At 61.5% G+C, this 25,466-nt stretch carries 22 protein-coding genes; 5 read left to right on the top strand and 17 right to left on the bottom strand.

The genetic code is table 11. The features are described 5' to 3' along the window. Positions 1 to 452 precede the first annotated feature (452 nt). Entirely contained in the window at positions 453 to 2,393 is a 1,941-nt protein-coding gene (locus GR212_RS34770; RefSeq protein WP_163994237.1) for a M23 family metallopeptidase, read from the top strand. Positions 2,394 to 2,459: 66 nt separating this feature from the next. On the opposite strand, the gene clpB is transcribed toward GR212_RS34770, so the two are convergent. From clpB to GR212_RS34805, 7 genes are all read right to left on the bottom strand, one after another. Beyond that, on the bottom strand, positions 2,460 to 5,060 hold the full coding sequence (clpB, locus tag GR212_RS34775) for an ATP-dependent chaperone ClpB (protein ID WP_163994239.1): 2,601 nt from the start codon (positions 5,058 to 5,060) through the stop codon (positions 2,460 to 2,462). 325 nt (positions 5,061 to 5,385) lie between these two features. Beyond that, positions 5,386 to 6,075, bottom strand: a complete 690-nt coding sequence (locus GR212_RS34780) for a DUF4167 domain-containing protein (protein ID WP_163994241.1) — start codon at positions 6,073 to 6,075, stop codon at positions 5,386 to 5,388. Between the two features lie 348 nt (positions 6,076 to 6,423). Continuing rightward, positions 6,424 to 7,299: a peptide chain release factor N(5)-glutamine methyltransferase gene (gene prmC / locus GR212_RS34785; RefSeq protein WP_163994243.1), complete on the bottom strand. Its 876-nt coding sequence runs from the start codon at positions 7,297 to 7,299 to the stop codon at positions 6,424 to 6,426. Further along, positions 7,296 to 8,375, bottom strand: a complete 1,080-nt coding sequence (gene prfA / locus GR212_RS34790) for a peptide chain release factor 1 (RefSeq protein ID WP_163994245.1) — start codon at positions 8,373 to 8,375, stop codon at positions 7,296 to 7,298. The genes prmC and prfA overlap by 4 nt, the downstream gene beginning before the upstream one ends. Before the next feature lie 90 nt (positions 8,376 to 8,465). Then, a complete protein-coding gene (gene ptsP / locus GR212_RS34795; protein ID WP_163994247.1) occupies positions 8,466 to 10,733 on the bottom strand; it encodes a phosphoenolpyruvate--protein phosphotransferase in 2,268 nt (755 codons plus the stop codon). A 100-nt stretch (positions 10,734 to 10,833) separates the two neighbouring features. After that, on the bottom strand, positions 10,834 to 12,108 hold the full coding sequence (locus GR212_RS34800; protein ID WP_163994249.1) for an aspartate kinase: 1,275 nt from the start codon (positions 12,106 to 12,108) through the stop codon (positions 10,834 to 10,836). Positions 12,109 to 12,279: 171 nt separating this feature from the next. After that, complete coding sequence (locus tag GR212_RS34805) at positions 12,280 to 12,906, bottom strand: hypothetical protein (protein WP_163994251.1); 627 nt, start codon at positions 12,904 to 12,906, stop codon at positions 12,280 to 12,282. 264 nt (positions 12,907 to 13,170) lie between these two features. Between GR212_RS34805 and ubiG the strand changes: the two genes are divergently transcribed. Then, complete coding sequence (gene ubiG / locus GR212_RS34810; protein WP_163994254.1) at positions 13,171 to 13,917, top strand: bifunctional 2-polyprenyl-6-hydroxyphenol methylase/3-demethylubiquinol 3-O-methyltransferase UbiG; 747 nt, start codon at positions 13,171 to 13,173, stop codon at positions 13,915 to 13,917. A gap of 252 nt (positions 13,918 to 14,169) precedes the next feature. Here the strand turns inward: ubiG and GR212_RS34815 are convergent, their stop codons facing one another. The 4 genes from GR212_RS34815 to GR212_RS34830 are packed head-to-tail and all read right to left on the bottom strand — an operon-like array spanning position 14,170 to position 16,541. Next, the gene (locus GR212_RS34815) at positions 14,170 to 14,598 is read right to left on the bottom strand and encodes a DUF1178 family protein (RefSeq protein WP_163994256.1); all 429 of its coding nucleotides are present in this window, start codon (positions 14,596 to 14,598) and stop codon (positions 14,170 to 14,172) included. Further along, positions 14,595 to 15,452 (bottom strand): carbon-nitrogen hydrolase family protein, encoded by an 858-nt coding sequence (locus tag GR212_RS34820; RefSeq protein ID WP_163994259.1) that lies wholly within the window; start codon positions 15,450 to 15,452, stop codon positions 14,595 to 14,597. Before GR212_RS34820 ends, GR212_RS34815 begins: the two co-directional genes overlap by 4 nt. Positions 15,453 to 15,476: 24 nt before the next feature. Beyond that, on the bottom strand, positions 15,477 to 15,734 hold the full coding sequence (gene grxC / locus GR212_RS34825) for a glutaredoxin 3 (RefSeq protein WP_163994262.1): 258 nt from the start codon (positions 15,732 to 15,734) through the stop codon (positions 15,477 to 15,479). A gap of 30 nt (positions 15,735 to 15,764) precedes the next feature. Continuing rightward, complete coding sequence (locus tag GR212_RS34830) at positions 15,765 to 16,541, bottom strand: ComF family protein (protein ID WP_163994335.1); 777 nt, start codon at positions 16,539 to 16,541, stop codon at positions 15,765 to 15,767. A 93-nt stretch (positions 16,542 to 16,634) separates the two neighbouring features. Between GR212_RS34830 and GR212_RS34835 the strand changes: the two genes are divergently transcribed. Next, positions 16,635 to 17,519 carry a methyltransferase domain-containing protein gene (locus GR212_RS34835; RefSeq protein WP_163994265.1) on the top strand — a complete coding sequence of 295 codons (885 nt, stop codon included), beginning with the start codon at positions 16,635 to 16,637 and terminating at the stop codon, positions 17,517 to 17,519. Between the two features lie 19 nt (positions 17,520 to 17,538). Here the strand turns inward: GR212_RS34835 and GR212_RS34840 are convergent, their stop codons facing one another. Next, positions 17,539 to 17,721, bottom strand: coding sequence for a Flp family type IVb pilin (locus GR212_RS34840; RefSeq protein ID WP_163994269.1), 183 nt, complete (start codon positions 17,719 to 17,721; stop codon positions 17,539 to 17,541). A 92-nt stretch (positions 17,722 to 17,813) separates the two neighbouring features. Beyond that, on the bottom strand, positions 17,814 to 18,128 hold the full coding sequence (locus GR212_RS34845) for a hypothetical protein (protein WP_163994272.1): 315 nt from the start codon (positions 18,126 to 18,128) through the stop codon (positions 17,814 to 17,816). 385 nt (positions 18,129 to 18,513) lie between these two features. Between GR212_RS34845 and GR212_RS34850 the strand changes: the two genes are divergently transcribed. Next, positions 18,514 to 18,840 (top strand): hypothetical protein, encoded by a 327-nt coding sequence (locus tag GR212_RS34850; RefSeq protein WP_163994275.1) that lies wholly within the window; start codon positions 18,514 to 18,516, stop codon positions 18,838 to 18,840. Between the two features lie 52 nt (positions 18,841 to 18,892). Here GR212_RS34850 and mutT read toward each other — a convergent pair whose 3' ends face one another. The 4 genes from mutT to GR212_RS34870 form a co-directional block, all read right to left on the bottom strand. Beyond that, positions 18,893 to 19,306: an 8-oxo-dGTP diphosphatase MutT gene (mutT, locus tag GR212_RS34855; RefSeq protein ID WP_163994278.1), complete on the bottom strand. Its 414-nt coding sequence runs from the start codon at positions 19,304 to 19,306 to the stop codon at positions 18,893 to 18,895. Next, positions 19,303 to 20,124, bottom strand: a complete 822-nt coding sequence (locus tag GR212_RS34860) for a GNAT family N-acetyltransferase (protein WP_432444433.1) — start codon at positions 20,122 to 20,124, stop codon at positions 19,303 to 19,305. The genes mutT and GR212_RS34860 overlap by 4 nt, the downstream gene beginning before the upstream one ends. Next, complete coding sequence (gene argJ / locus GR212_RS34865) at positions 20,093 to 21,334, bottom strand: bifunctional glutamate N-acetyltransferase/amino-acid acetyltransferase ArgJ (protein ID WP_163994282.1); 1,242 nt, start codon at positions 21,332 to 21,334, stop codon at positions 20,093 to 20,095. Before argJ ends, GR212_RS34860 begins: the two co-directional genes overlap by 32 nt. Positions 21,335 to 21,508: 174 nt before the next feature. Further along, entirely contained in the window at positions 21,509 to 22,435 is a 927-nt protein-coding gene (locus tag GR212_RS34870) for a peptidylprolyl isomerase (protein WP_163994284.1), read from the bottom strand. 246 nt (positions 22,436 to 22,681) lie between these two features. On the opposite strand from GR212_RS34870, the gene secA reads away from it, so the two are divergent. Beyond that, positions 22,682 to 25,402, top strand: coding sequence for a preprotein translocase subunit SecA (gene secA / locus GR212_RS34875; RefSeq protein ID WP_163994287.1), 2,721 nt, complete (start codon positions 22,682 to 22,684; stop codon positions 25,400 to 25,402). Positions 25,403 to 25,466 lie beyond the last annotated feature (64 nt).

Here is a 25,466-nt window from a genome sequence, read left to right on the forward strand (position 1 = left end):
CCCAGAACCAACAATCAGCATCGCAGCCAATCCAGGAAACACTAGAGCGAAGGACTTCGTCGCCAGCAGCGCCGCCGCCCTCGTCAGTGATCGGGCTTATAGACCCCCCAACCCGATATAGTCAACAGCCGTTTTTGGAAAAAATCAAAAAACAAATAACTGATTGATTCTTATGAGAGTTTTATGAACACCCCGTCACCATCGGAAATGGACGGCAAAATACCCACAGATATCCCGCCGGGAAGCGCCCCATATAAGTGGTGTAATAGCGAACCATGCCGCGAACCGGCGCCTTTGCTCGCCTTGCCTGCTCAGGTACCCCTAGCATTTTACGGGAAATAGAACGTCGCTCGACGTGAAAAGCGGGCGTCTGATTTGACACCCCTGTCATAAATATGCACATCTTCGCCCCCAGCCTGGGGCTCGCGGAAAGGAAGCGGATCACGATCGGCATGATGACGGACAAGATGATGCTCCGATCGCTCGGCAACGAGCCGCCAATCCTGGCCGATGGCAGGCGGGCGCCGGATCGGCGCGAGGTTTCGCTCCGGTGGCTTTCCGGCACCTTCCTGACGGGCGTCACGTCCAGCATCCTCATGGGCGTCGCCCTGTTTGCCGCACTCGACGGTCGCCAGCAATTGGCCATCCCGGCCGAGGCATATGCGACGGCCGACAGCCACGACGCCTCGGACGATCAGGTCACCCGCGGCGGCCGGCTGATTTCCACCGCAATCGCCTCGAAACCCTCCGATCGCAATATCCTCGAGGTTTCGACGGTCGTGCGCGACGGGGACAAGGAAGTGGTACGGCGCCAGCCCTTCGCTCATGTGAAGATCGCGCTCGCCACCAACCGCATCGCCAACGAGAGCTATCCGCCCTTCGATCCGCTGGCGATCTTTTCCGCCGACGAAAACATCCCGCCGCCGGCCAACAAGACCGGGGCGATCTACGGATCGGACGTGGAATCCGAAGTCAGCCTGAAGACGGTGCCCTTCCCCGCCAAGGATATTCCTTTCCAGCTCGCCGGCTCGATGTCGCTTGAGGAAGTCGAGGAGAACGTCCGCTCCAACGGCTCGGTGCTCGCCGACGGCAATACGCAGCTTTCGGCGCTCTACTATGTCGATCCACGCCGGTTCGCCAACGACGATTCCGATGTCGACCTGACCGCCGGCCTTGCCGCCCGCATCGTCGAGGAGAACATGTCGGTCGCCGCTCCGGAAGCCGTGACCGCGCAGACGGAAGAATTCGCCGACGACATCATACCGGTTCGCGAAAGCATGCCGATCGCTACGGCGCTGACGGGGGCCGGCTACCTGAAGGCGGACGCGGACGATGTCGCCGCGAAAATACAGCCGCTCTTCGGCTCGGCCAATGTTTCCACCGGCGATGTGCTGCGCATCGGCATCCTCCAGAAGGGCGAGCAGGCCAAGATCATTCGCGCCAGCATCTATCGCGGCACGAACCATCTGCTCACCATCGCCCAGAACGACCATGGCGACTTCGTCGCCGGCAGCGCGCCGCCGATGCTCGACGCCATCGCCACGGCATTCGACAACGACGCCCCCGCCTCTGCCGCCGGCCGCGATCTGCCGAGCGTCTACGACGGCATCTATCGCGCCGCCCTTTCCTACGGCATGAGCAAGGAGATGGTGGCGCAGGTCGTCAAGCTGCTCGCGAGCAACGTCGACTTCCAGGCACAGCTGAAACCCACGGATTCTCTGGAAGCCTTCTTCTCGGTCGCCGACGACAAGGGACAGGCGACGGCCGATTCCGAGCTGCTCTACGTCAATGCCAGATTCGGCGATAACGTGACGCGCTTCTACCGCTTCGAGGATCCAGCCGACCACTCGATCGATTATTTCGACGAAAACGGCAAGAGCATCCGGCAATTCCTGCTGCGCAATCCCGTTCCCACAGGCATCTTCAAATCCGGCTTCGGCATGCGCCGCCACCCGATCCTCGGCTTCGCGCGCATGCATACCGGCGTCGACTGGGCAGCGCCACGCGGCACCCCGATCATCGCGGCCGGCAGCGGCATCGTCGAGAAGGCGGGCTGGGATTCGGGCGGCTTCGGCAACCAGACGCTCATCCGCCATGCCAATGGCTACGTGTCCTCCTACAACCACCAGAGCGCCATCGCCAAGGGCATCGTTCCGGGCGCGAAAGTGGTGCAGGGGCAGGTGATCGGCTTTATCGGCTCGACCGGCCTCGCAACCGGGCCCCACCTGCACTACGAGCTCATCGTCAACGGCACGAAGGTCGATCCGCTGCGGATTCGCCTCCCCGGCGGCAAGTCGCTCGACGGCGACGCGCTCGCCAAGTTCCAGGAGGAGCGCAAGCGTATCGATACGCTGCTCAGCGACGACAAGACGAAGCAGGTCGCCAGCAAGTAGCCTCCGCAGCCGACAGCAAAATGGCGGCCCGAAGGCCGCCATCCGTAGCTATTCGTTCATTGCCGCTTAGGCCGCTTCGTTCACAGCCTGGCGCGAGCGAAACAACAACCGGTCCGATCCGCTGGTGACCTTGACGACGGAGCCATCCGGAATCTGCCCGGAAAGGATCTGCTCGGCGAGCGGGTCCTGGACATACTTCTGGATCACCCGCTTCAGAGGCCTTGCACCATAGACCGGATCATAGCCCTTGTTGGCCAGCCAGTTGCGGGCATCCTCGTCGAGCTCGAGCGTGATCTTGCGTTCCGACAGCAGCTTCAACAGCCGCTCCAGCTGGATATCGACGATCGCGCCCATCTCATCGCGCTTCAGGCGATGGAACAGAATGATCTCGTCGACACGGTTGAGGAACTCCGGCCGGAAATGCGACCGGACCACTTCCATCACCTGCTCACGCACCTGATCGCTGTCATCGCCGTCCTTCAACTGGGTCAGATATTCGGCGCCCAGGTTGGAGGTCATGATGATCATCGTGTTGCGGAAGTCGACCGTGCGGCCCTGCCCGTCCGTCAAGCGTCCGTCGTCCAGAACCTGGAGCAGGATGTTGAAGACATCGGGATGCGCCTTCTCGATCTCGTCGAACAGCACGACCTGGTAGGGCCGGCGGCGGACGGCTTCGGTCAGCGCGCCGCCTTCCTCATAGCCGACATAGCCGGGAGGAGCGCCGATCAGCCGGGCCACGGAGTGCTTCTCCATGTATTCCGACATGTCGATACGCACCATTGCCGTATCGTCGTCGAAGAGGAAGCGGGCAAGCGCCTTGGTCAGCTCCGTCTTGCCGACGCCGGTCGGGCCGAGGAAGATGAACGAGCCGATCGGCCGGTTCGGATCCTGCAGGCCGGCACGCGAGCGGCGAACGGCGCGCGAGACCGCCTGAACGGCGTCGCCCTGGCCGACCACCCACTTTGCCAGCTCGTCCTCCATCCGGAGCAGCTTGTCGCGCTCGCCTTCCAGCATCTTGTCCACGGGAATCCCGGTCCAGCGGGAAACGACCTGGGCGATGTTGTCGGCGGTCACCACTTCCTGCACCATGGAATCGCGGGCACTATCCTGCTCTTCCGCGGCGTGGAGCTCTTTCTCCAGATTGGGGATCACCCCATAGGCAAGCTCGCCCGCCCGCTGGAATTCACCCTTGCGCTGGGCGGTCGCCAGCTCGTTGCGGGCGTCGTCGAGCTGCTTCTTCAGATCGGCGGCAAGGCCCAGCTTCTGCTTTTCGGCCTGCCAGCGCGCGGTCAGCGCATCGGCTTCCTCTTCCAGCGAGGTAAGCTCGGTCTCCAGCCGCTTCAGCCGATCGGCCGAGGCCTGGTCGGTTTCCTTCTTCAATGCTTCGCGCTCGATCTTCAGCTGGATGATGCGACGATCGAGTTCGTCGAGCTCTTCCGGCTTCGAATCCACCTGCATGCGCAGACGCGCTGCCGCTTCGTCCATCAGGTCGATGGCCTTGTCCGGCAGGAAGCGGTCGGTGATGTAGCGGTTCGACAAGGTCGCCGCGGCCACCAGGGCGGCATCGGCGATGCGGACCTTGTGGTGCTGCTCGTATTTTTCCTTCAGGCCGCGCAGGATCGAAATCGTATCCTCGACGGTCGGCTCTTCGACCATGACGGGCTGGAAGCGGCGGGCAAGCGCCGGATCCTTCTCGACATGCTTGCGGTATTCGTCAAGCGTGGTCGCACCGACGCAATGAAGTTCGCCACGGGCAAGAGCGGGCTTCAGCAGGTTGGACGCATCCATGGCGCCATCGGCCTTGCCGGCACCGACCAGCGTATGCATTTCGTCGATGAACAGGATGATCTCGCCGTTTTCCGCCTGCACTTCGTTGAGCACGGCCTTCAGCCGCTCCTCGAACTCGCCACGGAACTTCGCACCGGCAATCAGGGCGCCCATGTCGAGCGCCATCAGCTTCTTGTCCTTCAGCGATTCCGGCACATCGCCATTGACGATGCGCAGCGCCAGGCCTTCGACGATTGCCGTCTTGCCGACGCCGGGCTCGCCGATGAGCACGGGGTTGTTCTTGGTACGGCGCGACAGAACCTGGATCGTGCGGCGGATTTCGTCGTCGCGGCCGATCACCGGGTCGAGCTTGCCTTCGCGGGCCTCGGCGGTGAGGTCGCGAGCATACTTCTTCAAGGAATCGAAACCCTGCTCCGCGTTGGCGGAGTCGGCCGTGCGGCCCTTGCGGATATCGTTGATGACCTGATTGAGGGCAACGGGCGTGATGCCGGCCTTCTTCAGCGTCGCGGACGTCGAAGCCGTCGGCTCGATCGCCAGCGCCTGCAGGAGACGTTCGACGGTGACGAAGCTGTCACCGGCTTTCTTCGAGGCTTCCTCGGCGGCGGCAAAAACCTTGGCGAGCGGCTGAGAAAGGTAGATCTGGCCATCACCGCCGGAAACCTTCGGCAGCTTGGCAAGCGCTGCGTCATTGGCAAGGCGGGCGGCCTTTGCATCGCCTCCGGCGCGCTCGATCAACGAGGACGCCATGCCCTGATCGTCGTCCAGCAGCACCTTCAATACATGTTCGGGAGCAAATTGCTGATTGCCCTGCGCAAGCGCATTCGTCTGGGCGGATTGCAGAAAACCACGCACCCGCTCGGAGTATTTTTCAATATTCATATCTAGACCTCCATGGATCGCCCTGCCCTGACCGGCGCAGACCGATGATTGAGATTGAGCCCCCTCAAGAGGCAGGCCCCGCCCTTCCGCCATTGAGATTTGCGGCAGAGCAACTAAGGAGAATATGGGAGGGTATTTGAAGAGTTTAAAGGGCAGCCGAGTGGAAAAACCGATGCGTGCCGTTCCACGCGCATCCTCGATTAAAGCCACCCGGAATGGCCCGAAAAGCCGTTGGCTCGCATAAAAAAAGGAATGGCGGCCTTTTGCCGCCATTCCCGATTTCTTCGCTTCGATAGTCCAGATCGCCTCGACGGAAGCGAGCAACTTATTCGGAGGTGGCTTCCACCAGAGCAGGGGCTTCGCCCGAAGCTTCTTCGCCCTGGCCTTCTCCATCGCCTGCCGCAGCGCCGCGGCGCGGCTGACGGCGCGGACGGCTGCCGGTGCTGCGACGACGCGGCTGACGCTCGGTAGCGGCGACCGCCGGAGTTTCCTCCTCGATCGCGACTTCGGCCGGAATGCCTTCGATTACCGGCTGGGGGCCCGTGCCGTTGATGACTTCGGGCTCGGGAGCCGGAGCGGCGGCAGCCGGCGGACGAGCCACGGGCTGAGCCATCTGCGGCTGATCGTCGATCTCGTGTGCATCGATATCGTCGATATCGCGGTCTGCAGCATCGCGGTCGTTGTAATTGTGTTGATCTTCGCGCTGGTAGCGCTCCTGCATCTGCGCCTGGGCGCTGGCAATGATCCGATTGTAGTGTTCGGCATGCTGCAGGTAGTTTTCAGCCATAACGCGGTCGCCGGAGCTTTGAGCATCGCGCGCCAAAGCCGCGTATTTCTCGGCGATATGCTGTGCGGTTCCGCGGATCTTCACATCGGGACCGGAGCTGTCGTAAGTCCTGGTCAGCGGGTTCGAGCCCTTGCGGTTGAAATTGTTGTTGTTGTTGTTATTTCCGCCGCCGCCGCCGTTGTTGTTACCACGCCCCCGACCGCGCTTGTTCTGCTGTCCTGGCCTCATAGATCCTTCACCTGAATTCTCTTCGTTGGGATAAAATCATACACGACACCTGCCGCCGTGGTCCGGACACTCCCGAACCAGGGCCTGCGTGCCGCAAGCAAACTGCGCTTTAGCGCCGGTCTGCCGCTCGACTACGTCAGATTAAACTGATCACGCATTGGGTTATCTTCAACCTTTGACACTCTTACCAAAGAGCAGATCCCCGAGGCTGTCCAAGATAAACGAATCGTCTCGTTCATTCCCAGCCGCCCAACGCGTGAGCGCAACCTATATTGCTTCCTCAGGAAATCCAAGCTTTTTCTTTGCGATAACAACAGCGGTTCCACAGATCTGCCGCAGAATGTCTCGCTAATGTTGAAATTCAAACACAAGCACCCTGTCGTTCTGGCCGTAGTCACGAACCGCCTCGACGAGGGAGAACCCTGCTCCTTCAAAAACCGAAGTCACCGTTTCACGCTGATCGTAACCGATCTCCACCCCTATCATCCCATCCGGGTGCAGAAACCGCGCCGCATCCTTTGCGATCGCTCTATATGCATCCAGCCCATCAAGGCCCCCGTCAAGGGCCGCGGGAGGATCGAAATCCTTTACTTCTGGAGCGAGAGTGGAAATGACACTAGACGCAATATAGGGCGGATTTGAGACAATCACATGAAAACGTTCGTGGATGGCGTCAAACCAGCTTCCATGCGCGGTACGAAACCGCGCCGCCAGGCCATTTCGCTCAGCGTTCCCGCGAGCGGTTTCCAGCGCTTCGCTGGATACATCGGAACCTACACCCGTTGCTTTCGGGCTCTCATGGAGCAGGGCCAGACAAATGGCTCCGGTTCCCGTTCCCAGATCCAGGATATGGAGATTGCCGAGCCCGGATTCAAGGCGCCGCATATGCGGTAGCATCGTATCGACGAGAATTTCGGTATCAGGCCGCGGTTCGAGCGTTGCCGCCGAGAGCCGCAGGGAGAGGCCGTAGAATTCCCGCTCCCCAAGAATTCGGTGAACCGGCTCATGGTTGAGCCTGCGGGCAATAGCGTTTCGCACCGTCGCCGCATCTTCCGCTGACACGGCCTCGGAGCCTCGCGTCACGAGCCCGGTGGCGGGAAGGCGGAGAAGCCCGCCGACAAGAATGCGCGCCTCCGTGGCGGGATCGTCGAGATCGGCCTCGGCAAAGCGGGCGCGCACCTCCTGCAGGAGCCCGGATACCGTCGGCCCCTGCCCGCCGCTCATGTCTGTTCGCCGAGCTGGGCGAGCTGGCTCGCCTGATAGTCCGCCAGCAGCGCATCGACCACCTCGTCGATCTCGCCGATCATCATCCGGTCGAGCTTGTAGAGCGTCAGGTTGATGCGATGGTCGGTGACGCGCCCCTGCGGGAAATTGTATGTGCGGATGCGTTCGGACCGGTCGCCTGAGCCGACCTGGCTCTTGCGGTCGGCGGAACGCGCGCTGTCGGCGCGCTGGCGCTCCATGTCGAACAGGCGCGAACGCAACACCTGCATGGCCTTGGCGCGGTTCTGATGCTGCGACTTTTCCGAGCTCGTGACGACGATGCCGGAGGGAAGATGCGTGATGCGCACGGCCGAGTCCGTGGTGTTGACGTGCTGGCCGCCGGCGCCCGATGAACGCATGGTATCGATGCGGATATCCTCGGGCCGGATCTCGATATCGATTTCCTCGGCTTCGGGCAGCACGGCAACGGTTGCCGCCGAGGTATGGATGCGCCCGCCGGCTTCGGTTTCCGGCACGCGCTGCACGCGATGGACACCGGATTCGAACTTCAGCCGGGAGAATACCCCCTTGCCGCTGATCGTGGCGATGATTTCCTTGAAGCCCCCCGCTTCGCCGTCGCTGGAGGAAAGCACTTCCACCTTCCAGCCGTTGCTGGCCGCGAACCGCTCGTACATGCGGAAAAGATCGCCAGCGAACAGCGCGGCTTCCGAGCCGCCCGTGCCGGCGCGGATTTCGAGGATGGCGCTCTTCTCGTCGGCTGCGTCCTTCGGCAGCAACTCGATCTGGATATCCTTTTCCAGCGTCTCGATGCGCTCCTTGACCTCGGGCAGCTCCATTTCGGCGAGATCGCGCATTTCGCGGTCGACGGACTTGTCGGAGAGCATGGTTTCAAGATCGGCAGCTTCGGCGATAGCGCGCTCATAGTCGCGGATCTTGGTGACGACCGGCTGCAGTTCGGAATATTCGGAAGCAAGCTTCACATAGACATCCGCGGCAGGGCCGGCGGACATGCGCGCCTCGATCTCGCCGAAACGGCGTTCCAACTCGCGCATTTTTTCAACGGGGAGCTTCGCCACCCTGGACTCCAATTCTTCTTATTATGTCAGCTTTGATGTGATGCGCATGATCTTGCCCGGAAACCGCTTCGTGTTTTTCAGGATCACGCGCTAAAGCGGAATATTGTGGCTCTCGGCAAAGCGCACAAGGATCTCCCGCATGGAAGTCGTCGGCTGCTTGTCATCCAGCGCGGTCTCCATGACATCCGACAGGGCCCTGAGGTCAAGCCCGAGCAGCATGGCCTTGACCGGGCCGATCGACGCCGGCGACATCGAGACCGAACGGAAGCCGATGCCCAACAAGGCCATCGCCGAAATCGTCTTGCCGGCCAGCTCGCCGCACAGCGTCACCGGCGTCTTGTTGCGCTCGCCGGCGCGCACGATATCGCGCAGGATGCGCAGGAACGGCCGTTCGAGCGGATCGAACCGATCCGACACCCGCGCATTGCCGCGATCCACCGCCATCGAGAACTGGAACAGGTCGTTGGAGCCGACCGAGACGAAATCGACTTCCGCCATCAGCTCGTCCAGCTGCCACAGCAGCGCCGGCACCTCCAGCATGGCGCCGAACTGCAGCTTGCGCGGCAGGCCATGCCCGAAGCGCGAGAGGTGCTGCACTTCCTTCTGCACGAGTTCGCGCACGGCCTTGATCTCGGAGACCTCCGTGACCATCGGCACCATCATCTTCAACTCGCTGTCGGCCGCCGCCTTCAGCATGGCCCTAAGCTGCGTGCGCAGCAGGCCGGGGCGGTCAAGCGAGAGACGGATAGCCCGCCAGCCGAGCGCCGGGTTTTCTTCCTCATGCGCGCGGAAATAGGGAACGACCTTGTCGCCGCCGATGTCGAGCGTCCGGAAGGTGACGACGCGCCCGCCTGCCTGCTTCAGGACATTGCGATAGAATACTTCCTGCTCTTCCGCCTTCGGCATGGTCGAGGCAATCATGAACTGCAGCTCGGTCCGGAACAGGCCGATGCCCTCGGCGCCGGATTCGGCAAGCTGCGGCAGATCGACCAGCAGGCCGGCATTCATCAGGAGCGAAATGCGCTGCCCGTCCTTGGTGACCGGCTCGACCGAACGCAAGGCGCGGAACTGTTCCTGCCGGCGGGCGCGGAACCGCACCTTTTCTTCATAGGAGCGCTGATGATCGGCCATCGGCCGCAGATGCACATAGCCGCCATCGCCATCGATGATGACCGGATCACCGTTTTCCGCGAGCGCGACGATGCCTGTCGCCTGCCCGACGACGGGAATGCCCATGGCGCGGGCGACGATGACGACGTGGCTGGTAACCGCGCCTTCCTCCAGCACCAGGCCGCGAATGTTGGCGCGCGGATAATCGAGCAGTTCTGCCGCGCCCATGGCGCGCGCGAAGATGATCGCGTCGTTCGGGAACCCTTCGGCACTGGTGCGGCCCGAATGTCCGATGAGCTGCCGCAGCAGCCGGTTCGCCAGATCCTCGAAATCGTGCATGCGCTCGCGAAGATACGGGTCGGTCAGGCGCATCATGCGCGCCTTCGTATCGCTCTGCACCTTTTCGACCGCCGCTTCCGCGGTCAGACCGTTGCGGACGGCTTCCTCGAGCTTGCGCACCCAGCCCTGGTCGTGCGCGAACATGCGGTAGGTTTCAAGCACCTCGCGATGCTCGCCTTCCATGGAGACGTCGCGACGCGACAGCATGTCGTCGATCGAGATGCGCAGCGAGCCGAGCGCCTCGGCCAGGCGGCCGATTTCCTTGTCTGCATCTTCGTTCAGCAGGTTGGTGACGACGATGCGCGGCTCGTGCAGCACGACATAGCCGAGGCCGATGCCTTCATTATAGGTATCGCCGTCGATGGTGACCGAGCGGGTGAGATCGAGCTCCAGGCCGGGCTTGGTGATCTTCTTCAGCTCGCCGGTGGCGATCATCTCGGCCAGCACCATGGCCGTCGTTTCGAGCGCTTCCAGCTCTTCCTCGCGGTAGGTGCGGCTCGCCTTGTTCTGCACGACGAGAACGCCGAGCGACCGGCCCGTGCGCAGGATCGGCACGCCGAGGAAGGAGTGGTAAATCTCTTCGCCGGTTTCCGGCAGGTAGCGGAAGGCGGGATGCGATTGCGCGTCCGAAAGGTTGAGCGGCTGGGCGGAAGCGGCAATCGTGCCGACGAGGCCCTGTCCCATCTTCAATTGCGAAAGGTGGACGGCTTCCTTGTTGAGGCCTTCGGTGGCGTAAAGTTCGAGAACGCCGTCCGCACGCAGCACATAGACCGAGCACACCTCGGCAACCATGTTGCTGGCAATCTGGCGGACGATCCGGTCAAGACGCTCCTGCGGCTCCAGCGGCTCCGCCATCAACTCGCGTAGCCGCTTGAGCAGAACGCGTGGACCGCCGGATAGGTCTCTCATTGCGCCACTAGCTCCCGAATCAAGATGTCATGCCTGTCTTGCCCACGTCAGGGCCGGCCGAAACTCGCCTCCGTAACGGTCCGTCGTCAGCAGTCCTGAATCAACTCTTATCCAGACCGTAGCAGGAATGCAAAGTCCTGACTGCGAGTTCTGCATAAGGACCGTCAATCAGGATGGAAATCTTGATTTCTGACGTCGTAATAGCCTTGATGTTGATGCCTTTTTCGGCAAGTGCCCGGAAAGCGGTCGCGGCCACGCCCGCATGCGAACGCATGCCGACGCCGATGACCGACACCTTGACCAGGCCTGATTCGCTCTGGACGACATCGTAGCCGATCTTTTCCTTGTTCTCGCCGAGAACGCGCAGCGCCTTCTCCGCATCGCCGGAAGGAACCGTGAAGGTCATGTCGGTCTTGGACCCGTCCTCGGAGATGTTCTGGACGATCATGTCGACATTGATGTGGCTTTCGGCCAGCGGCCCGAAGATCGCGGCGGAGACACCCGGCCGGTCGGCGAGACGGCGCAGCGAGATCTGGGCCTCATCCTTGGCATAGGCAATGCCGGTGACTACTTCCTGTTCCACGATTTCATCCTCGTCACAAATCAGCGTTCCGGGCGGGTTGAGCAGATCGCCCATGCCCGGAGCATCGGGATCCTCGAAAGAAGAGCGCACGAAGGTGCGAACCTTGAACACCATGGCCAGCTCGACCGAGCGCACCTGCAATACCTTGGCGCCAAGAGACGCCATTTCGAGCATTTCCTCGAAGGCGATCTTCTTCAGGCGGCGTGCCTTCGGCTCGATGCGCGGATCGGTGGTGTAGACGCCGTCGACATCGGTATAGATATCGCAGCGATCGGCCTTCACGGCAGCTGCGATCGCCACCGCCGAGGTATCGGAACCGCCGCGTCCGAGCGTCGAGATGCGATTGTCGGGACCGAGCCCCTGGAAGCCGGCGACGACGGCCACCTGGCCCTCTCCCATGCGGCGGATCATCTCGCCGCCGTCGATTTCGAGAATGCGCGCCGCGCCGTGTGCGTTGTCGGTCCGGATCGGGATCTGCCAGCCCTGCCAAGAGCGGGCATTGATGCCCATGGCCTGCAGCGCGATCGCCAGCAGGCCTGAAGTCACCTGCTCGCCCGAGGCGACGATCGCGTCATACTCGCGCGCGTCGTAGATCGAATGATTTGCACCCGCGACTTTCGGCATGTTCTGGACCCAGCCGACCAGCTCGTTGGTCTTGCCGGACATCGCGGAAACGACGACCGCCACCTCATGGCCGGCATCGACCTCGCGTTTCACATGGCGTGCCACATTCCTGATACGGTCCAGATCCGCGACGGAAGTTCCGCCGAATTTCATCACGATGCGTGCCATGTGCCTCTACCAGTACCCTGCGCCGGGCGGCTGAATGCAGAAAGCCCGACATGCAAAATCGCCCTTCCAGTTCGGTAGCCGGAAAAGCGGGATCTCAATGGGGCCGTCTCTTAGCGAGTTTGTCAGGCGGGCGCAATAGCATCAACCGCCCGATACGCCTAAAACTATTCTTTAATACTCCACTTTTAGGCTCGACCAAAGCTTGCTCAGAATGGCGCCTTCCTTCGGGATGTTTTCCTTGTTGAGGAAGGTCGCAACGAGCACGCCGCCCTCCGGCCGGCCGGTCGCGACGATCTCGTAATCCATGACGTCGTTGTCCGTGGTCGTCTCGGCCTTCACGCCCTTGAGCACACTGCCGCCCGGAAGCGTGCGCTGCGTCGTCTCCTTGGTCATCTTGGCACCGCCGCTGATGCTTTCCTGCACCATCTGCTGCAGCACGAAATCCGTAATTCCGGTCGGATTGAGGCCCTTGTACTCCTGAACGATGATGCCGGTGCCGATCGGCGTCATCAGCGCATATTGCTGCACGCCGCCACCAAGATCGGTCTTTGCGACCGTAAACTTGCCGTCATGATCGAAGGAAAATTTGCCGCCGGTGAACGTCACGGATTCGCTGCGCTGCAGCTCCACCGAAACCTTGCGGCCATCCTTCAGGGTGACGTCGAGCGCATCGCCGGGATTGATGCCCACCTCCACGCCATCGATCGCCAGGCGAAACCCCTTGCCGTCTCCGGCATATGCATGGCCGGCCGCGAGGCAGCCGATGGCGATAGCAGTCGCGAGACGGAATAGTCTCATGAGGAACTCCTCTGCAAGCCGGTTGATCGGAATCGATCCCGGTTCTGAAAGTCCGTTTGACAGCCCGGGCGATTGATCGGCCATACGATACCTCCATGTCAACCTCGGTATCGCAATTCGCGCCTCCCGAGCGGGATACCCCACAGGTGATCGAAAGTCGCAGCCCTTGACATCGCGTGTCGATCGTCCGACTTCACATCTCGGATCAGAATTATTGCCTGCGGTCGTCCGAGCCGCGGAACGACGCCAATCACGGAGTAAGCCATGAGCGAAACGGCAAAGAGCACGATCGACCAGAGCGAAGTGGACCGTTTTTCCGCCATGGCGGCCGAGTGGTGGAGCCCGACCGGCAAGTTCAAGCCCTTGCACAAGTTCAACCCCGTGCGCCTGGCCTATATTCGTGACCGCGCCTGCGAGAATTTCGAGCGGGATCCGAAGAGCAGCAGGCCGCTGGAAGGCCTGCGCGTGCTCGATATCGGCTGCGGCGGCGGCCTGCTGTCCGAGCCGATGGCGCGCATGGGCGCCTCGGTCGTCGGCGCCGACCCCTCCGAGAAGAACATCGGCATTGCCTCGACGCACGCGAAGGCGTCCGGCGTTTCCGTCGACTATCGCGCCGTCACCGCCGAGCAGCTGGCCGAGGCCGGCGAGACCTTCGATATCGTGCTGAACATGGAAGTGGTCGAGCACGTTGCCGACGTCGAGTTCTTCCTGTCCACCTGCGCGAAAATGGTGCGGCCCGGCGGCCTGATGTTCGTTGCGACCATCAACCGCACCATGAAGGCGGCAGCCCTTGCCATTTTCGCGGCGGAAAACGTGCTGCGCTGGCTGCCGCGCGGCACCCACCAGTATGAAAAGCTCGTGCGCCCCGAAGAAATCGAAAAGCCGCTTGCCGCAAACGGCCTCGACATCGTAACCCGCACCGGCGTCTTCTATTCGCCGCTGCAGGATCGGTGGAACCTCTCGAAGGATATGGACGTCAACTACATGTTGGTGGCCAAGCGGGCCGCGTGATATCGCCATGCCAGCAACACTGCGGCTACTGAAGCTCTGATACCCCCTCTGTCACTTCGTGACATCTCCCCCACAAGGGGGAGATCGGCGACCTGGAGCACCCTCTTCACAACAAATAAACATCGAGCCTGCAGAAATCATAGCCTATTGTTTTTGAGAGACGAGCGGCAAACTCCCAACAATCTCCCCCCTTGTGGGGGAGATGTCCCGATAGGGACAGAGGGGGGTGCAGGCTCCCCACCTCAGCCGGCATCAATTGATATCGTCGGGCAGCACGGGGATGGCGGCGATCTCGATGCCTTCCTCGACAAGCGCTTGCGCCTCGTCCGGCGTCGCCTTGCCGATGATTCCGCGCGCATCCGCCTCGCCATAGTGGATCTTGCGAGCCTCTTCCGGAAACTTCGTGCCGACATCCTCGGCATTGGATTTGATGGCCTCGACCGCCTCCTTGAGCTTGACCAACGCTTCCTTGCGGGCGGCATCCATGGCCAGCGTCTGCATCTCGTCCTTTTTACGCGCGGTCGAAACCGAAGGCGCCATCAGGAGCTTGGAAATCGCAGCCGAATTGCAGACCGGGCACGTCAGGAAGCCGCTTTCAACCTGACGGTCGAAATCGGCACTTTCGGAAAACCAGCCCTCGAATTCGTGGGCATTGTCGCAGCTGAGGGAGTAACGGATCAAGCAGCGACGCCTCCAGCCGCCGGCGTCGCAATCTTCTCCAGCGAGAATTCGCGCGCATTCTTCAGATTGGGAATTTTGTCATGGGCCGACTTCACCGCCGCGACATCGATCTCGGCGATGACGACAGCCTCGCCGGTGCCGCCGGCCGATGCCAGCACCTTGCCCCAGGGATCGATAATCATCGAATGACCGAAGGTTTCGCGGCCGTCCTCATGCTTGCCGGCCTGCGCGGCGGCAATGACGAACATGCCGTTTTCGATGGCGCGGGCGCGCAGCAGGATTTCCCAATGCGCCTCGCCCGTCTGCCTGGTGAAGGCGGCAGGCACCGTCATCACCTCGGCGCCGGCAACGGCTTGGGCGCGGAAGAGCTGCGGGAAGCGCACGTCGTAGCAGATGGAAAAGCCGAGCTCGGCAAAAGGAAGCGACGCGATGCGCGCTTCCGATCCCGGCCGATAGACGGCGCTTTCGCGCCAGCTTTCGCCATTGTCGAGATCGACATCGAACATGTGGATCTTGTCGTAACGATTGATGAGCTTGCCGTCAGGACCGAAAAGGAAGCCGCGATTGGCGATCTTGCCGTCGTCGAGCGCAATGGCGGTCGAACCGATATGAAGATGAATGCCGAGCTCCTTCGCCAGCTCGGACGCCGTCTTGACGATGATATCGTTCGGTTCGTCGCGCAGGACGGCACGCAGGCCCGGGCGATCCTTCTGCACCGCACCCGTCATTTCCGGCGTCTGCACATAGATGGCGCCCTGCGACGCGGCATCGCGCACCAGACGCGCCATGTCAGCCGCGTTCTTCACCGGATCGACACCGGAACACATCTGGATGGCGGCAGCCTTGAAGCTCATCGGTTTCTCCTTCGTCAAGACAGGTCAGGCTGCCAGCATCGGATCGAGCTTGCCGGCCCGGTCGAGCGCATGGATATCGTCGCAGCCGCCGACATGCTCGCCGTTGATGAAGATCTGCGGGAAGGTGGAAGCCCCCTTCGCCTTGGCGATCATCTCCTGCCGCAGCTCCGGCGAATAGGTTGCGTTGTGTTCGACATAATCGACGCCCTTGGATTCGAGCAGCGATTTCGCGCGGGCGCAATAGCCGCAGAATTCACGCGTATAGATAACGACGGATGCCATGATCCACTCCGGAAAAGCTCATACTGAATTTCATATAAGATGGCCGACGACCCTTGCAAAGGTCAAAACCGAGACATCGGCCGCACCTGCTTTCTTCAAGGCTCGCGTCGCAGCCGCCACGGTCGCTCCGGTGGTATAGACGTCATCGACCAGAACGATGCGCCGGCCGAATATATCGGCCGCCCGGTGCTCGGAGACGGTGAAAGCGCCGCGCACATTGTCCTGCCGCGCCTTCGCCCCAAGGCCGACCTGCCGGCTCGTGCGCTTGACGCGCAGGAGCGCCGTAGCCAGCAAAGGCTTGCCCGACAGGCGGGCGACATGGCGGGCAAGTTCGGCCGCCTGATTATACTTGCGCCCAAACAGCCGCGCCCGGTGCAGCGGCACGGGAATGATCGCATCGCAGCCGGCGACGGTGCCATCGCTGGCGCGCAGCATCCATCCGGCCATCATCGGCGCCAGATCGGTGCGATCGCGGTATTTCAGGCTGAGAACAAGATCCCGCACGATACCGTCATGAACGGCGGCGGAGCGCAGGCGATCGAAGACGGGTGGATCGGCGATCGCTTCGGCGCTGAGAATGCCAGCACCGAGATCGTGGGAAAACGGGCTGCCCAGAACCTCGCAATAGGGCCGCTCGATGAAGCGAATACCGGACCAGCAAGCCGGGCAGAGACCGCGATGCGCGCCGACCGAAACCCCGCAACCCGGACAGGCGGGCGGATAGACGAGATCGGCGAGCGCCAGCCAGGGCTTCTTCAGCCCGGCACCCAGCATGGATAAGGTGATTTCGTGCCCCATCATTCCCATATGATGGAGACTAGCTTTTTCCCGCAGGCTTTGCGAAGGGAAAACACACATGCCCACCATCTCGCCCAATTGATGATATCGCAGGAAATCGCCATGGAAATCGTGTTCGACCAATCGCTGCTTGCGGCCCGCAAACGCCGGGCATTGAGACAAGGCGACCAGAAGGCTGCTTTCCTGCTTGACATTGCAGCCGGCGAACTAGCGGAACGGCTGGCTGTTACCGAGCGCCATTTCGACGAGGCGGTCGAGCTGCATGGCGCGACCGGCATTGCTGCTCGCCTGGCTCTGGCGACTGGCAAGATCGGACATCTGAGAAGGATCGAAAGCGAGTTGGGCTTTGCTGCCCCCGATGAGACCGTCATCGAGGCGCCGCCGGAGGAATTGCCGCTGGAGGCTGAAACGGTCAATCTCGTGCTCTCGCCGCTGAGCCTGCACGTCACCAACGACACGCCCGGCGTCTTCATCCAAATCCGCCGGGCGCTGAAGGCGGATGGTCTTTTCCTGGCGGCGATCCCCGGCTCCGGAACCCTGCAGGAGCTGCGCGACGTGCTGCTCGCGGCCGAGGTCGAGCTGACCGGGGGCGCCAGCCCGCGCGTCATCCCCTTTGCCGACGTCCGCGATGTCGGCGGTCTCTTGCAGCGCGCCGGCTTCACCCTGCCCGTCATCGACGCCGAGACCTATACGGTGCGCTACGACAATCTGTTTGCCCTAATGCGCGACCTGCGCGCCATGGGCATGACCAACCCGCTCGTCGACCGCAGCCGCAAGCCATTGACGCGCGCCTTCTTCCTGCGTGCGGCGGAACTCTACGCCGAACGCTATTCCGATCCGGACGGCCGGATCAGGGCGACATTCTCGATCATCTACCTGTCAGGCTGGACGCCGCACGAAAGCCAGCAGAAGCCGCTGCGACCGGGCTCCGCCAAGACGCGGCTCGCCGATGCGCTCAAGGTCGAGGAGCACAAGCTCAAGCAATAGCGGCCGGCCCCGCGGCAAATCAATTACTGGAAGCTGTCGAATTCTGAACCGTGTTGGAGAGTGTGTTGAACACCTCCGAAAGGCTGCCGCCGAAGGCGCCGACGCCACTGATGATCGCTGCCGACATCAAGGCGGCGATCAGGCCATATTCGATGACCGTCGCGCCGGTCTTGTCATTGAAAATACGCCGTACGGAACGCATGCGCTCAAAGCTCCCAGCCCCAGCATTGGACATCAACATCAAGTGAATCCGATGCTCGTCATGGCATCCGGCAAGCTATGCTCATGCAATTGTCAGCAGCCGCTGTCGGCGCCGTAACCCTGAACGACACAGACCGAACCCGGCTCATGCTGCAGCACGCTGCGGCGGATCGTGTAACGCTTGCCGTTCTCGGTCTGAGGGATAGAACCGGTCGTAATATTGTCGAGATCCGGTGCGCTCGCAAGCACGCGCGACTTCGATTTGTCGGAGAGCATTGGCGTCAGGATAAGCGAAAGCGCGACCGCCGCCGTACCGAACAGCAGAGCGATATTCAACGCGCCCGTCTTGCGCGACGTGGAATAGGACTGCTCCTTTTCGCGAACAGCTTTCCAGAAATCGTCGTCCATTGTGTCAAGCCTTCTTTAACGCACCCAACAACTGCTTGATTGAGAGCATTGAATGCCAGAAGGTCATAAACGATCCCTTAATATCCACATGCAAATTAATGAGACGTAAAATTCCGGGACAGTGTCCGATTCGGGTTATGAGCCTGATTTAAAATGGCTAATTTTCGTTAACCATACTTGCTGCGAGTCGTTTCCGGATGCGCCGAATATGTGCGCCGCGAACTCAAAAGAGAGCGAACGCATCATCAGGCGACAAATTCCCCTCAGGACAACACGCAAAAGAATAGCTTCAAGTAAATGCACTAATAAGTTGAGATTGACATTCAATCTTTCCGATGCAACCTATGAAGCATGATATCCTCATAGGTTGTAGTAGAGCTAATGCATGGTAGGATTGTTCAAAGCCGTCGGCGGCATCATTGTCGCCCTCGCGATCGTGCTGGCTGTCTCGATGCTTTTCATCGGAGGCATTGGCGGCTTTGTCGCGGGGTTGATCGCCGCGCTTGCCTATGCATTTTGCGGCGCCGTGATTTTCACCTTCGGATTGATGTTGGAACATCTGGAGGCAATCCGACGGAATTCAACCAGACAGTCGGAAATGCTGACGGAGTTGCTCCGGAGAACACCGAAGACAGGACCTTCCCATCGAGAGGCTATGGAGAACAATCTCGATCAGCTCGCCAAGTCGAACTTCCGCTTCAAGGAAATCTAATCCAGCGCAATTCTACCAGGGCAAACAGCAGTGGAAGCACCGGGCCTGACTCTTAAAGCAGATCCTGCAGGAACGGGATCAACGGCTCGTCGGCTGGTGGCATCGGATAGTCGCGCAGGGCCTGCGGCCGAACCCACTTGAGCGCCTGCCCTTCCTGGCCGCGCGGGATGCCCTCGAAGCGCCGGCAGATGTAGAGCGGCATCAGCAGATGAAAGGTTTCATAGGTGTGGCTGGCAAAGGTCAGCGGCGCCAGGCAGGCGATCTTGGTCTGGATGCCGAGTTCTTCCTGAAGCTCGCGCACAAGCGTTTCCTCGGGCGTTTCGCCGGCCTCGACCTTGCCGCCCGGAAATTCCCAGAGGCCGGCGAGTGATTTGCCTTCCGGACGCTGCGCCAGCAGGATGCGGCCATCGGCATCGATAAGCGCGCAGGCGGCGACGAGAAGGATCTTGCGGCCTGCTTCGCTCATGCGTCCCCCGGAGGTTGCCAATAGCAATAGCGATAGGCCTCGCGGAAGCCGAAGCTGGCATAAAGTGCCAGAGCCGGCACATTGTCGGCGCCGACCTGAAGCCACGCAGCCTTGGCGCTGCGCATCCGCGCCCAACGCAATGCCGATGTCAGGATCTCGGCGCCAAGACCCTTGCGCCTGTGCTGCGGCGAAACCGCAACCGACAGAATGCCGGCAAGATCATTGTCCTGCACGCAAAGGGTCGTCGCCACGGGCCCGGCGTCGTCGTTCTCGATGACGAAAAGCCCCGATGGTGGCTTGATGCTGCTCACCACCTCCGCCAGCGCCGGCTTTAAAGCGGGGTCCGCCTCATCGACGACGAGACTGGCATCGACGAACCGTCCCACATCGTGGCTCGGCAGGTGATCCAGCATATCCGGCAATTCCAGATCGACCAGATCGGCGATCATGACGAGCGTCTCGTCAAACCGCGTCCAGCCACGCTTCTGCAGGAGGTCGATCAGCTGCGACGAGGCGAGCGGCGTCTCGCGCACCACCATCGGCCTGCCATAGGCCTCGAACTTGCGCTGCGCCTTCGCCAGCCGGATTTCGAGATCGCGATGATCCGAGGGGTCGAGCGGCACGACCGAGTTCAGTCGCTTCGAGGGATGCCCGGCCGTCAGCCGCACCTGCCAGCTGCCGTCGTACTGCACGGACGAAGCAGGCCATGCCCGGAAGCCGACGGCTTCGAGCCTGCGCACCAAAGGCAGCTTGTTCATCGTGGAATGCGCATGCATCAGCAGAATATCAGCTCCGGTAGTCGCCGTTGATGGCAACATATTCCTTCGTCAGGTCGCAGGTCCATACCGTTGCGCGACCATTGCCGAGGCCGAGATCGACCTTCACCGGAATATCCTGCTGTTTCATCACGTTCGAGGCCGCTTCCTCGGAATAGGAGCCATCCCGCTCGCCATTGACGGCGACGCGGACATCGCCGAACCAGATGGCAAGCTTGTCGCGATCCGCCATCTCGCCGGCCTTGCCGACGGCCATGACGACACGGCCCCAATTGGCATCCTCGCCGGCGGCTGCAGTCTTGACCAGCGGCGAATTGGCAATCGAAAGAGCGATCCGCTTGGCGGCGCCATCGTTCTCGGCACCGGTGACGGTGATTTCGAGCATCTTCGTCGCGCCTTCGCCGTCGCGAACGACCTGGATGGCGAGATCCTTCAGCAGTTCGTTGAGGGCTGCACGGAAGCCGGCAAGCTTCGGATCGTCGGCGCGGTCGATATGCGCCTGCCCGTCAGCCGCGGCAGCGCCGGTTGCAAACAGCATCAGCGTGTCCGAGGTCGACGTATCGCTGTCGACCGTCATGGAATTGAAGCTCGGGCCGACGCCATCGGAAAGCAGCGTCTGCAGCGCGGCGGAAGAAATATCGGCATCCGTGACGACGAAGGAGAGCATCGTCGCCATGTCGGGCGCGATCATGCCCGCGCCCTTGGCGATGCCGTTGATGGTCACCGTGACGCCGCCGATCTCGGCGGTGCGGGTCGCGACCTTCGGATAGGTATCCGTGGTCATGATCGCCTTGGCCGCTTCGAACCAGAAATCGCTTGTCGCGTCCTTCGCCATCGTGTCGAGCACGCCGGCAAACTTGGTGGCGTCCAGAGGCTCGCCGATGACGCCTGTCGAGGCAAGATAGACTTCGTTTTCACCACAGCCGACGGCGGCGGCAGCCGATTTTGCAGTCAGTTCGGTCGCCTGTCGGCCCTTCAATCCGGTGAAGGCATTGGCATTGCCGGAATTGACGACGACGGCGCGCGCGCTGCCATGGGCCAGATTGGCGCGGCAGAAATCGACAGGAGCCGAAGGGCACTTCGAGCGGGTGAAAACACCCGCGACGGCCGCCGGCTTGTCGAAGACCATCAGCAGGACGTCGGTGCGGTTCTTGTACTTGATGCCGGCAGACGCCGTGGTCATGCGCACGCCGCGAAGAGCGGGCATGGACGCGAAGGATTTGGGAGCGAGCGGAGACACGGAACCGGACATGAGAGCCACCTCAACGGGCATGATGCCGAAAAGTGTAGGCGGTTTTCGGATGCCATCATGCTCTGCTTCTTTGATTCCGGAGCCGGATGATTTCAGGTCGCATCGACCTGAAATCATCCGGCTCCAGTGAAAGGCCCGGAAAAACCGGGCCCCGATGATTCTGCTTACAACTGCTTACTGCTGCGGCTGAGCGTCGGGCGCTGCCGCACCATCCGCAGGAGCAACGGCGTCGTCGGCCGGAGCCGCATCCTGCTGCTTCTGCGCATCGTCATAGGCCTTGCTGAGCGCCGGGTCGTTGATGACGACCTTGGTGTCCGTCTTGGCCTTGTTCAGAAGCTCAAGATACTTGTCGCGCATGACGAGCTGACGAACCTGGTCCTTGACCTGGTCGAACGGCGGAGGAGGAGCGTTGCGCTTGTCTTCGACCTTGATGACGTGCCAGCCGAAATCGGTCTTGACCGGCGTCTTCGTGTAGGTGCCGACCGGAAGAGCGAAAGCCGCGTCTTCGAATTCCTTGACCATGCGGCCATGGCCGAAATAGCCGAGATCGCCGCCATCGGCCTTGTTCGGGTCGGTCGACTTTTCCTTGGCCAGTTCGGCAAAATCCTTGCCGCCGTCAAGTTCCTTGATGATCGCCTTGGCTTCGTCCTCGGTCTTCACCAGAATGTGACGGGCGTGGACTTCTTCCTGCTTCGGCAGCGCTGCGACTTCCTTGTCGTAGCGGGCCTTGACCTCGTCATCCGTGATCTTGTCGGCGACATGGGCCTTGAAGAAGGCGTTATGCAGCTCGCGGTCACGCAGATAGGCCATATGAGCCTGGAAATCCGGGGTCTGGTCGAGCTTCTCGGCGGCGGCCTGCTGCGACAGCAGCTTCACGTCGATCGAAGCGGAAAGCGCGGCAACCTTCTTCTGGTCGTCCGGAAGCTGGCCGAGCTGAGGATCGAGATTGGCGATTGCCAGATCGAGCTCGGACTGATGGATTTCGACATCGCCGACCTTGGCGACAACGGGGTCCTTGGCGTCGGCCGCGAAGACCGGAGCCTGGAAGGTAACGATTGCTGCGAAAGCAACCGCAGCAGCAAGTTTGTTGTACTTCAACATAAAATAACCCTTCGGTGGTCTCGACCGGCTCGACAGACGTGAATCCGGCGTGAAAAAGCCTTCAGCAGGAGAATGTGGCCTTTCTGTATCGGCCAAATCCCGTTGACATCAATCGACCCCCCTCTTATCTGTCACGCAACCTCGCGTCCAGAACAGTTTCCGGCCGTTTTATGCTAAACGCCCGTTTTTTTCGGGAATGGATTAAGCAGGAAGCGGCCGGATGAAATCTCAGAAAGGACCAGTCACATGGTCAGCCTAGGTGGAATTGCCCGCAAGTTGTTCGGCTCGTCCAACGACCGCAGGGTCAAGTCGTTCCAGCCGCAAGTCGCCGCAATCAATGCGCTCGAGCAGCAGATGCGCGCCCTGTCCGATGAAGCTCTGGCCGCCAAGACGGTGGAGTTCCGCCAGCAGCTCGCGGAAGGCAAGACCCTCGACGATCTTCTCGTGCCCGCCTTCGCGGTCGCCCGCGAAGCGTCGCGCCGCGTCCTCGGCATGCGACCTTTTGACGTGCAGCTCGTCGGCGGCATGATCCTGCATTCCAATGCCATCGCCGAAATGAAAACGGGCGAAGGCAAGACACTGGTCGGGACGCTGCCGGTCTACCTGAATGCCCTTGCCGGCAAGGGCGTCCATGTCGTTACGGTCAACGACTATCTGGCACAGCGCGACAGCGGCACCATGGGCCGGCTCTACAGCTTCCTCGGCCTGACCACGGGTGTCATCATCCATGGCTTGTCCGACGACGAGCGACGCGCCGCCTATGCCTGCGACATCACCTACGGCACCAACAACGAGCTCGGCTTCGACTATCTGCGCGACAACATGAAGTACGACCGCGCCCAGATGGTTCAGCGCGGCCACAGCTTCGCCATCGTCGACGAAGTGGACTCGATCCTCATCGACGAAGCGCGCACGCCGCTGATCATTTCCGGCCCGCTCGACGACCGCTCCGATCTCTACATCACGATCGATGCCTTCATTCCCGGCCTGACGAAAGACGATTACGAAATCGACGAAAAGCAGCGCTCGGCCAATTTCTCCGAAGAGGGCACCGAGAAGCTCGAAAACATGCTGGCCGAGGCCGGCCTGTTGAAGGGTGAATCGCTCTACGACGTCGAGAACGTCGCGATCGTCCACCACATCAACAACGCGCTCAAGGCCCACAAACTCTTCCAGCGCGACAAGGACTATATCGTCCGTAACGACGAAGTCGTCATCATCGACGAATTCACCGGCCGCATGATGCCGGGCCGCCGCTATTCCGACGGCCAGCACCAGGCGCTGGAGGCCAAGGAACGGGTGCAGATCCAGCCGGAAAACCAGACGCTGGCGCAGATCACCTTCCAGAACTATTTCCGCATGTACGACAAGCTCGCCGGCATGACCGGCACGGCGGCGACGGAAGCCGAAGAATTCGGCAACATCTACGGCCTCGACGTGATCGAAGTGCCGACCAACCTGCCGATCAAGCGTATCGACGAAGACGACGAGGTCTATCGTACGCATGAAGAGAAGTTCAAGGCGATCATCGCCGAGATCCTGGATGCTCACAAGCGCGATCAGCCCGTGCTCGTCGGCACGACCTCGATCGAAAAGTCGGAACTTCTTGCCGATCTCATGCGCAAGCAGGGCTTCAACAACTTCCAGGTTCTGAACGCCCGCTACCATGAGCAGGAAGCCTATATCGTCGCCCAGGCCGGCGTTCCCGGCGCCGTGACGATCGCCACCAACATGGCCGGTCGCGGCACCGACATCCAGCTCGGCGGCAACCTCGAAATGCGCGTCGAGCGCGATCTGCACGATGTCGAGCCCGGTCCGGAGCGCGACGCCGCGATCGCCAGGATCGCCGAGGAGATCCAGCAGCTCAAGCAGCGGTCGATCGCCGCCGGCGGTCTCTACGTCATCGCCAGCGAACGCCATGAAAGCCGCCGCATCGACAACCAGCTGCGCGGCCGTTCCGGCCGTCAGGGCGACCCCGGCCGCTCGAAATTCTACCTGTCGCTGCAGGACGACCTGATGCGCATCTTCGGCTCCGACCGCATGGACGGCATGCTGCAGAAGCTCGGTCTCAAGGAAGGCGAAGCCATCGTCCATCCCTGGATCAACAAGGCACTGGAACGCGCCCAGAAGAAGGTCGAAGCCCGCAACTTCGATATCCGCAAGAACGTTCTGAAGTACGACGACGTGCTGAACGACCAGCGCAAGGTCATCTTCGAGCAGCGCGTCGAGCTGATGGATGCGACCGACCTCACCGAAACTGTCGGCGACATGCGCCACGACGTCATCGAGGATCTGGTTTCCAAGCATATTCCCGAGCGCGCCTATGCCGAGCAGTGGGATGCCGATGGCCTGAAGGCGGCCGTCGCCAACTTCTTCGACCTCGATCTGCCGATCCACGACTGGGTCAAGGAAGAGGGCATCGCGGAAGACGATATCCGCACCCGCCTGACGGAGGCCGCGGAGAAAGCGGCGACCGAGAAGGCGGAGCGCTTCGGCCCCGAGATCATGACCTATGTCGAGCGCTCCATCGTGCTGCAGACCCTGGACAACCTCTGGCGCGAACACATCGTCAACCTCGACCACCTGCGCTCGGTCATCGGCTTCCGCGGCTACGCCCAGCGCGACCCGCTGCAGGAATACAAGGCTGAAGCTTTCGAGCTGTTCCAGGCGCTGTTGAACAACCTGCGCCAGGCCGTCACCGCCCAGCTTTCGCGCGTTGAACTCGTGCAGCAGCCTGCCGAGCCGGAAACGCCGCCGATGCAGGGCCGCCATATCGACGCGACGACCGGCGAGGACGAATTCGCTCCGCTCTCGCTTGTAAGCGAAAACTTCGTGCCGCCGGAAAACCGCGACCCGCAGAACCCGGCAACCTGGGGCCGCGTCGGCCGCAACGAGGCATGCCCCTGCGGCTCCGGCAAGAAGTACAAGCACTGCCATGGCGCCTTCGAAAGCAGCGAAGTCGTCTGAGCGTCATCCGCTGACAGCAAATAAAAATGCCGCCTCCTGGCGGCATTTTTTTTGTGGCGACCGG

This window comes from Martinezella lusitana (assembly GCF_010668395.1).
Taxonomy (GTDB): domain Bacteria; phylum Pseudomonadota; class Alphaproteobacteria; order Rhizobiales; family Rhizobiaceae; genus Rhizobium; species Rhizobium lusitanum_A.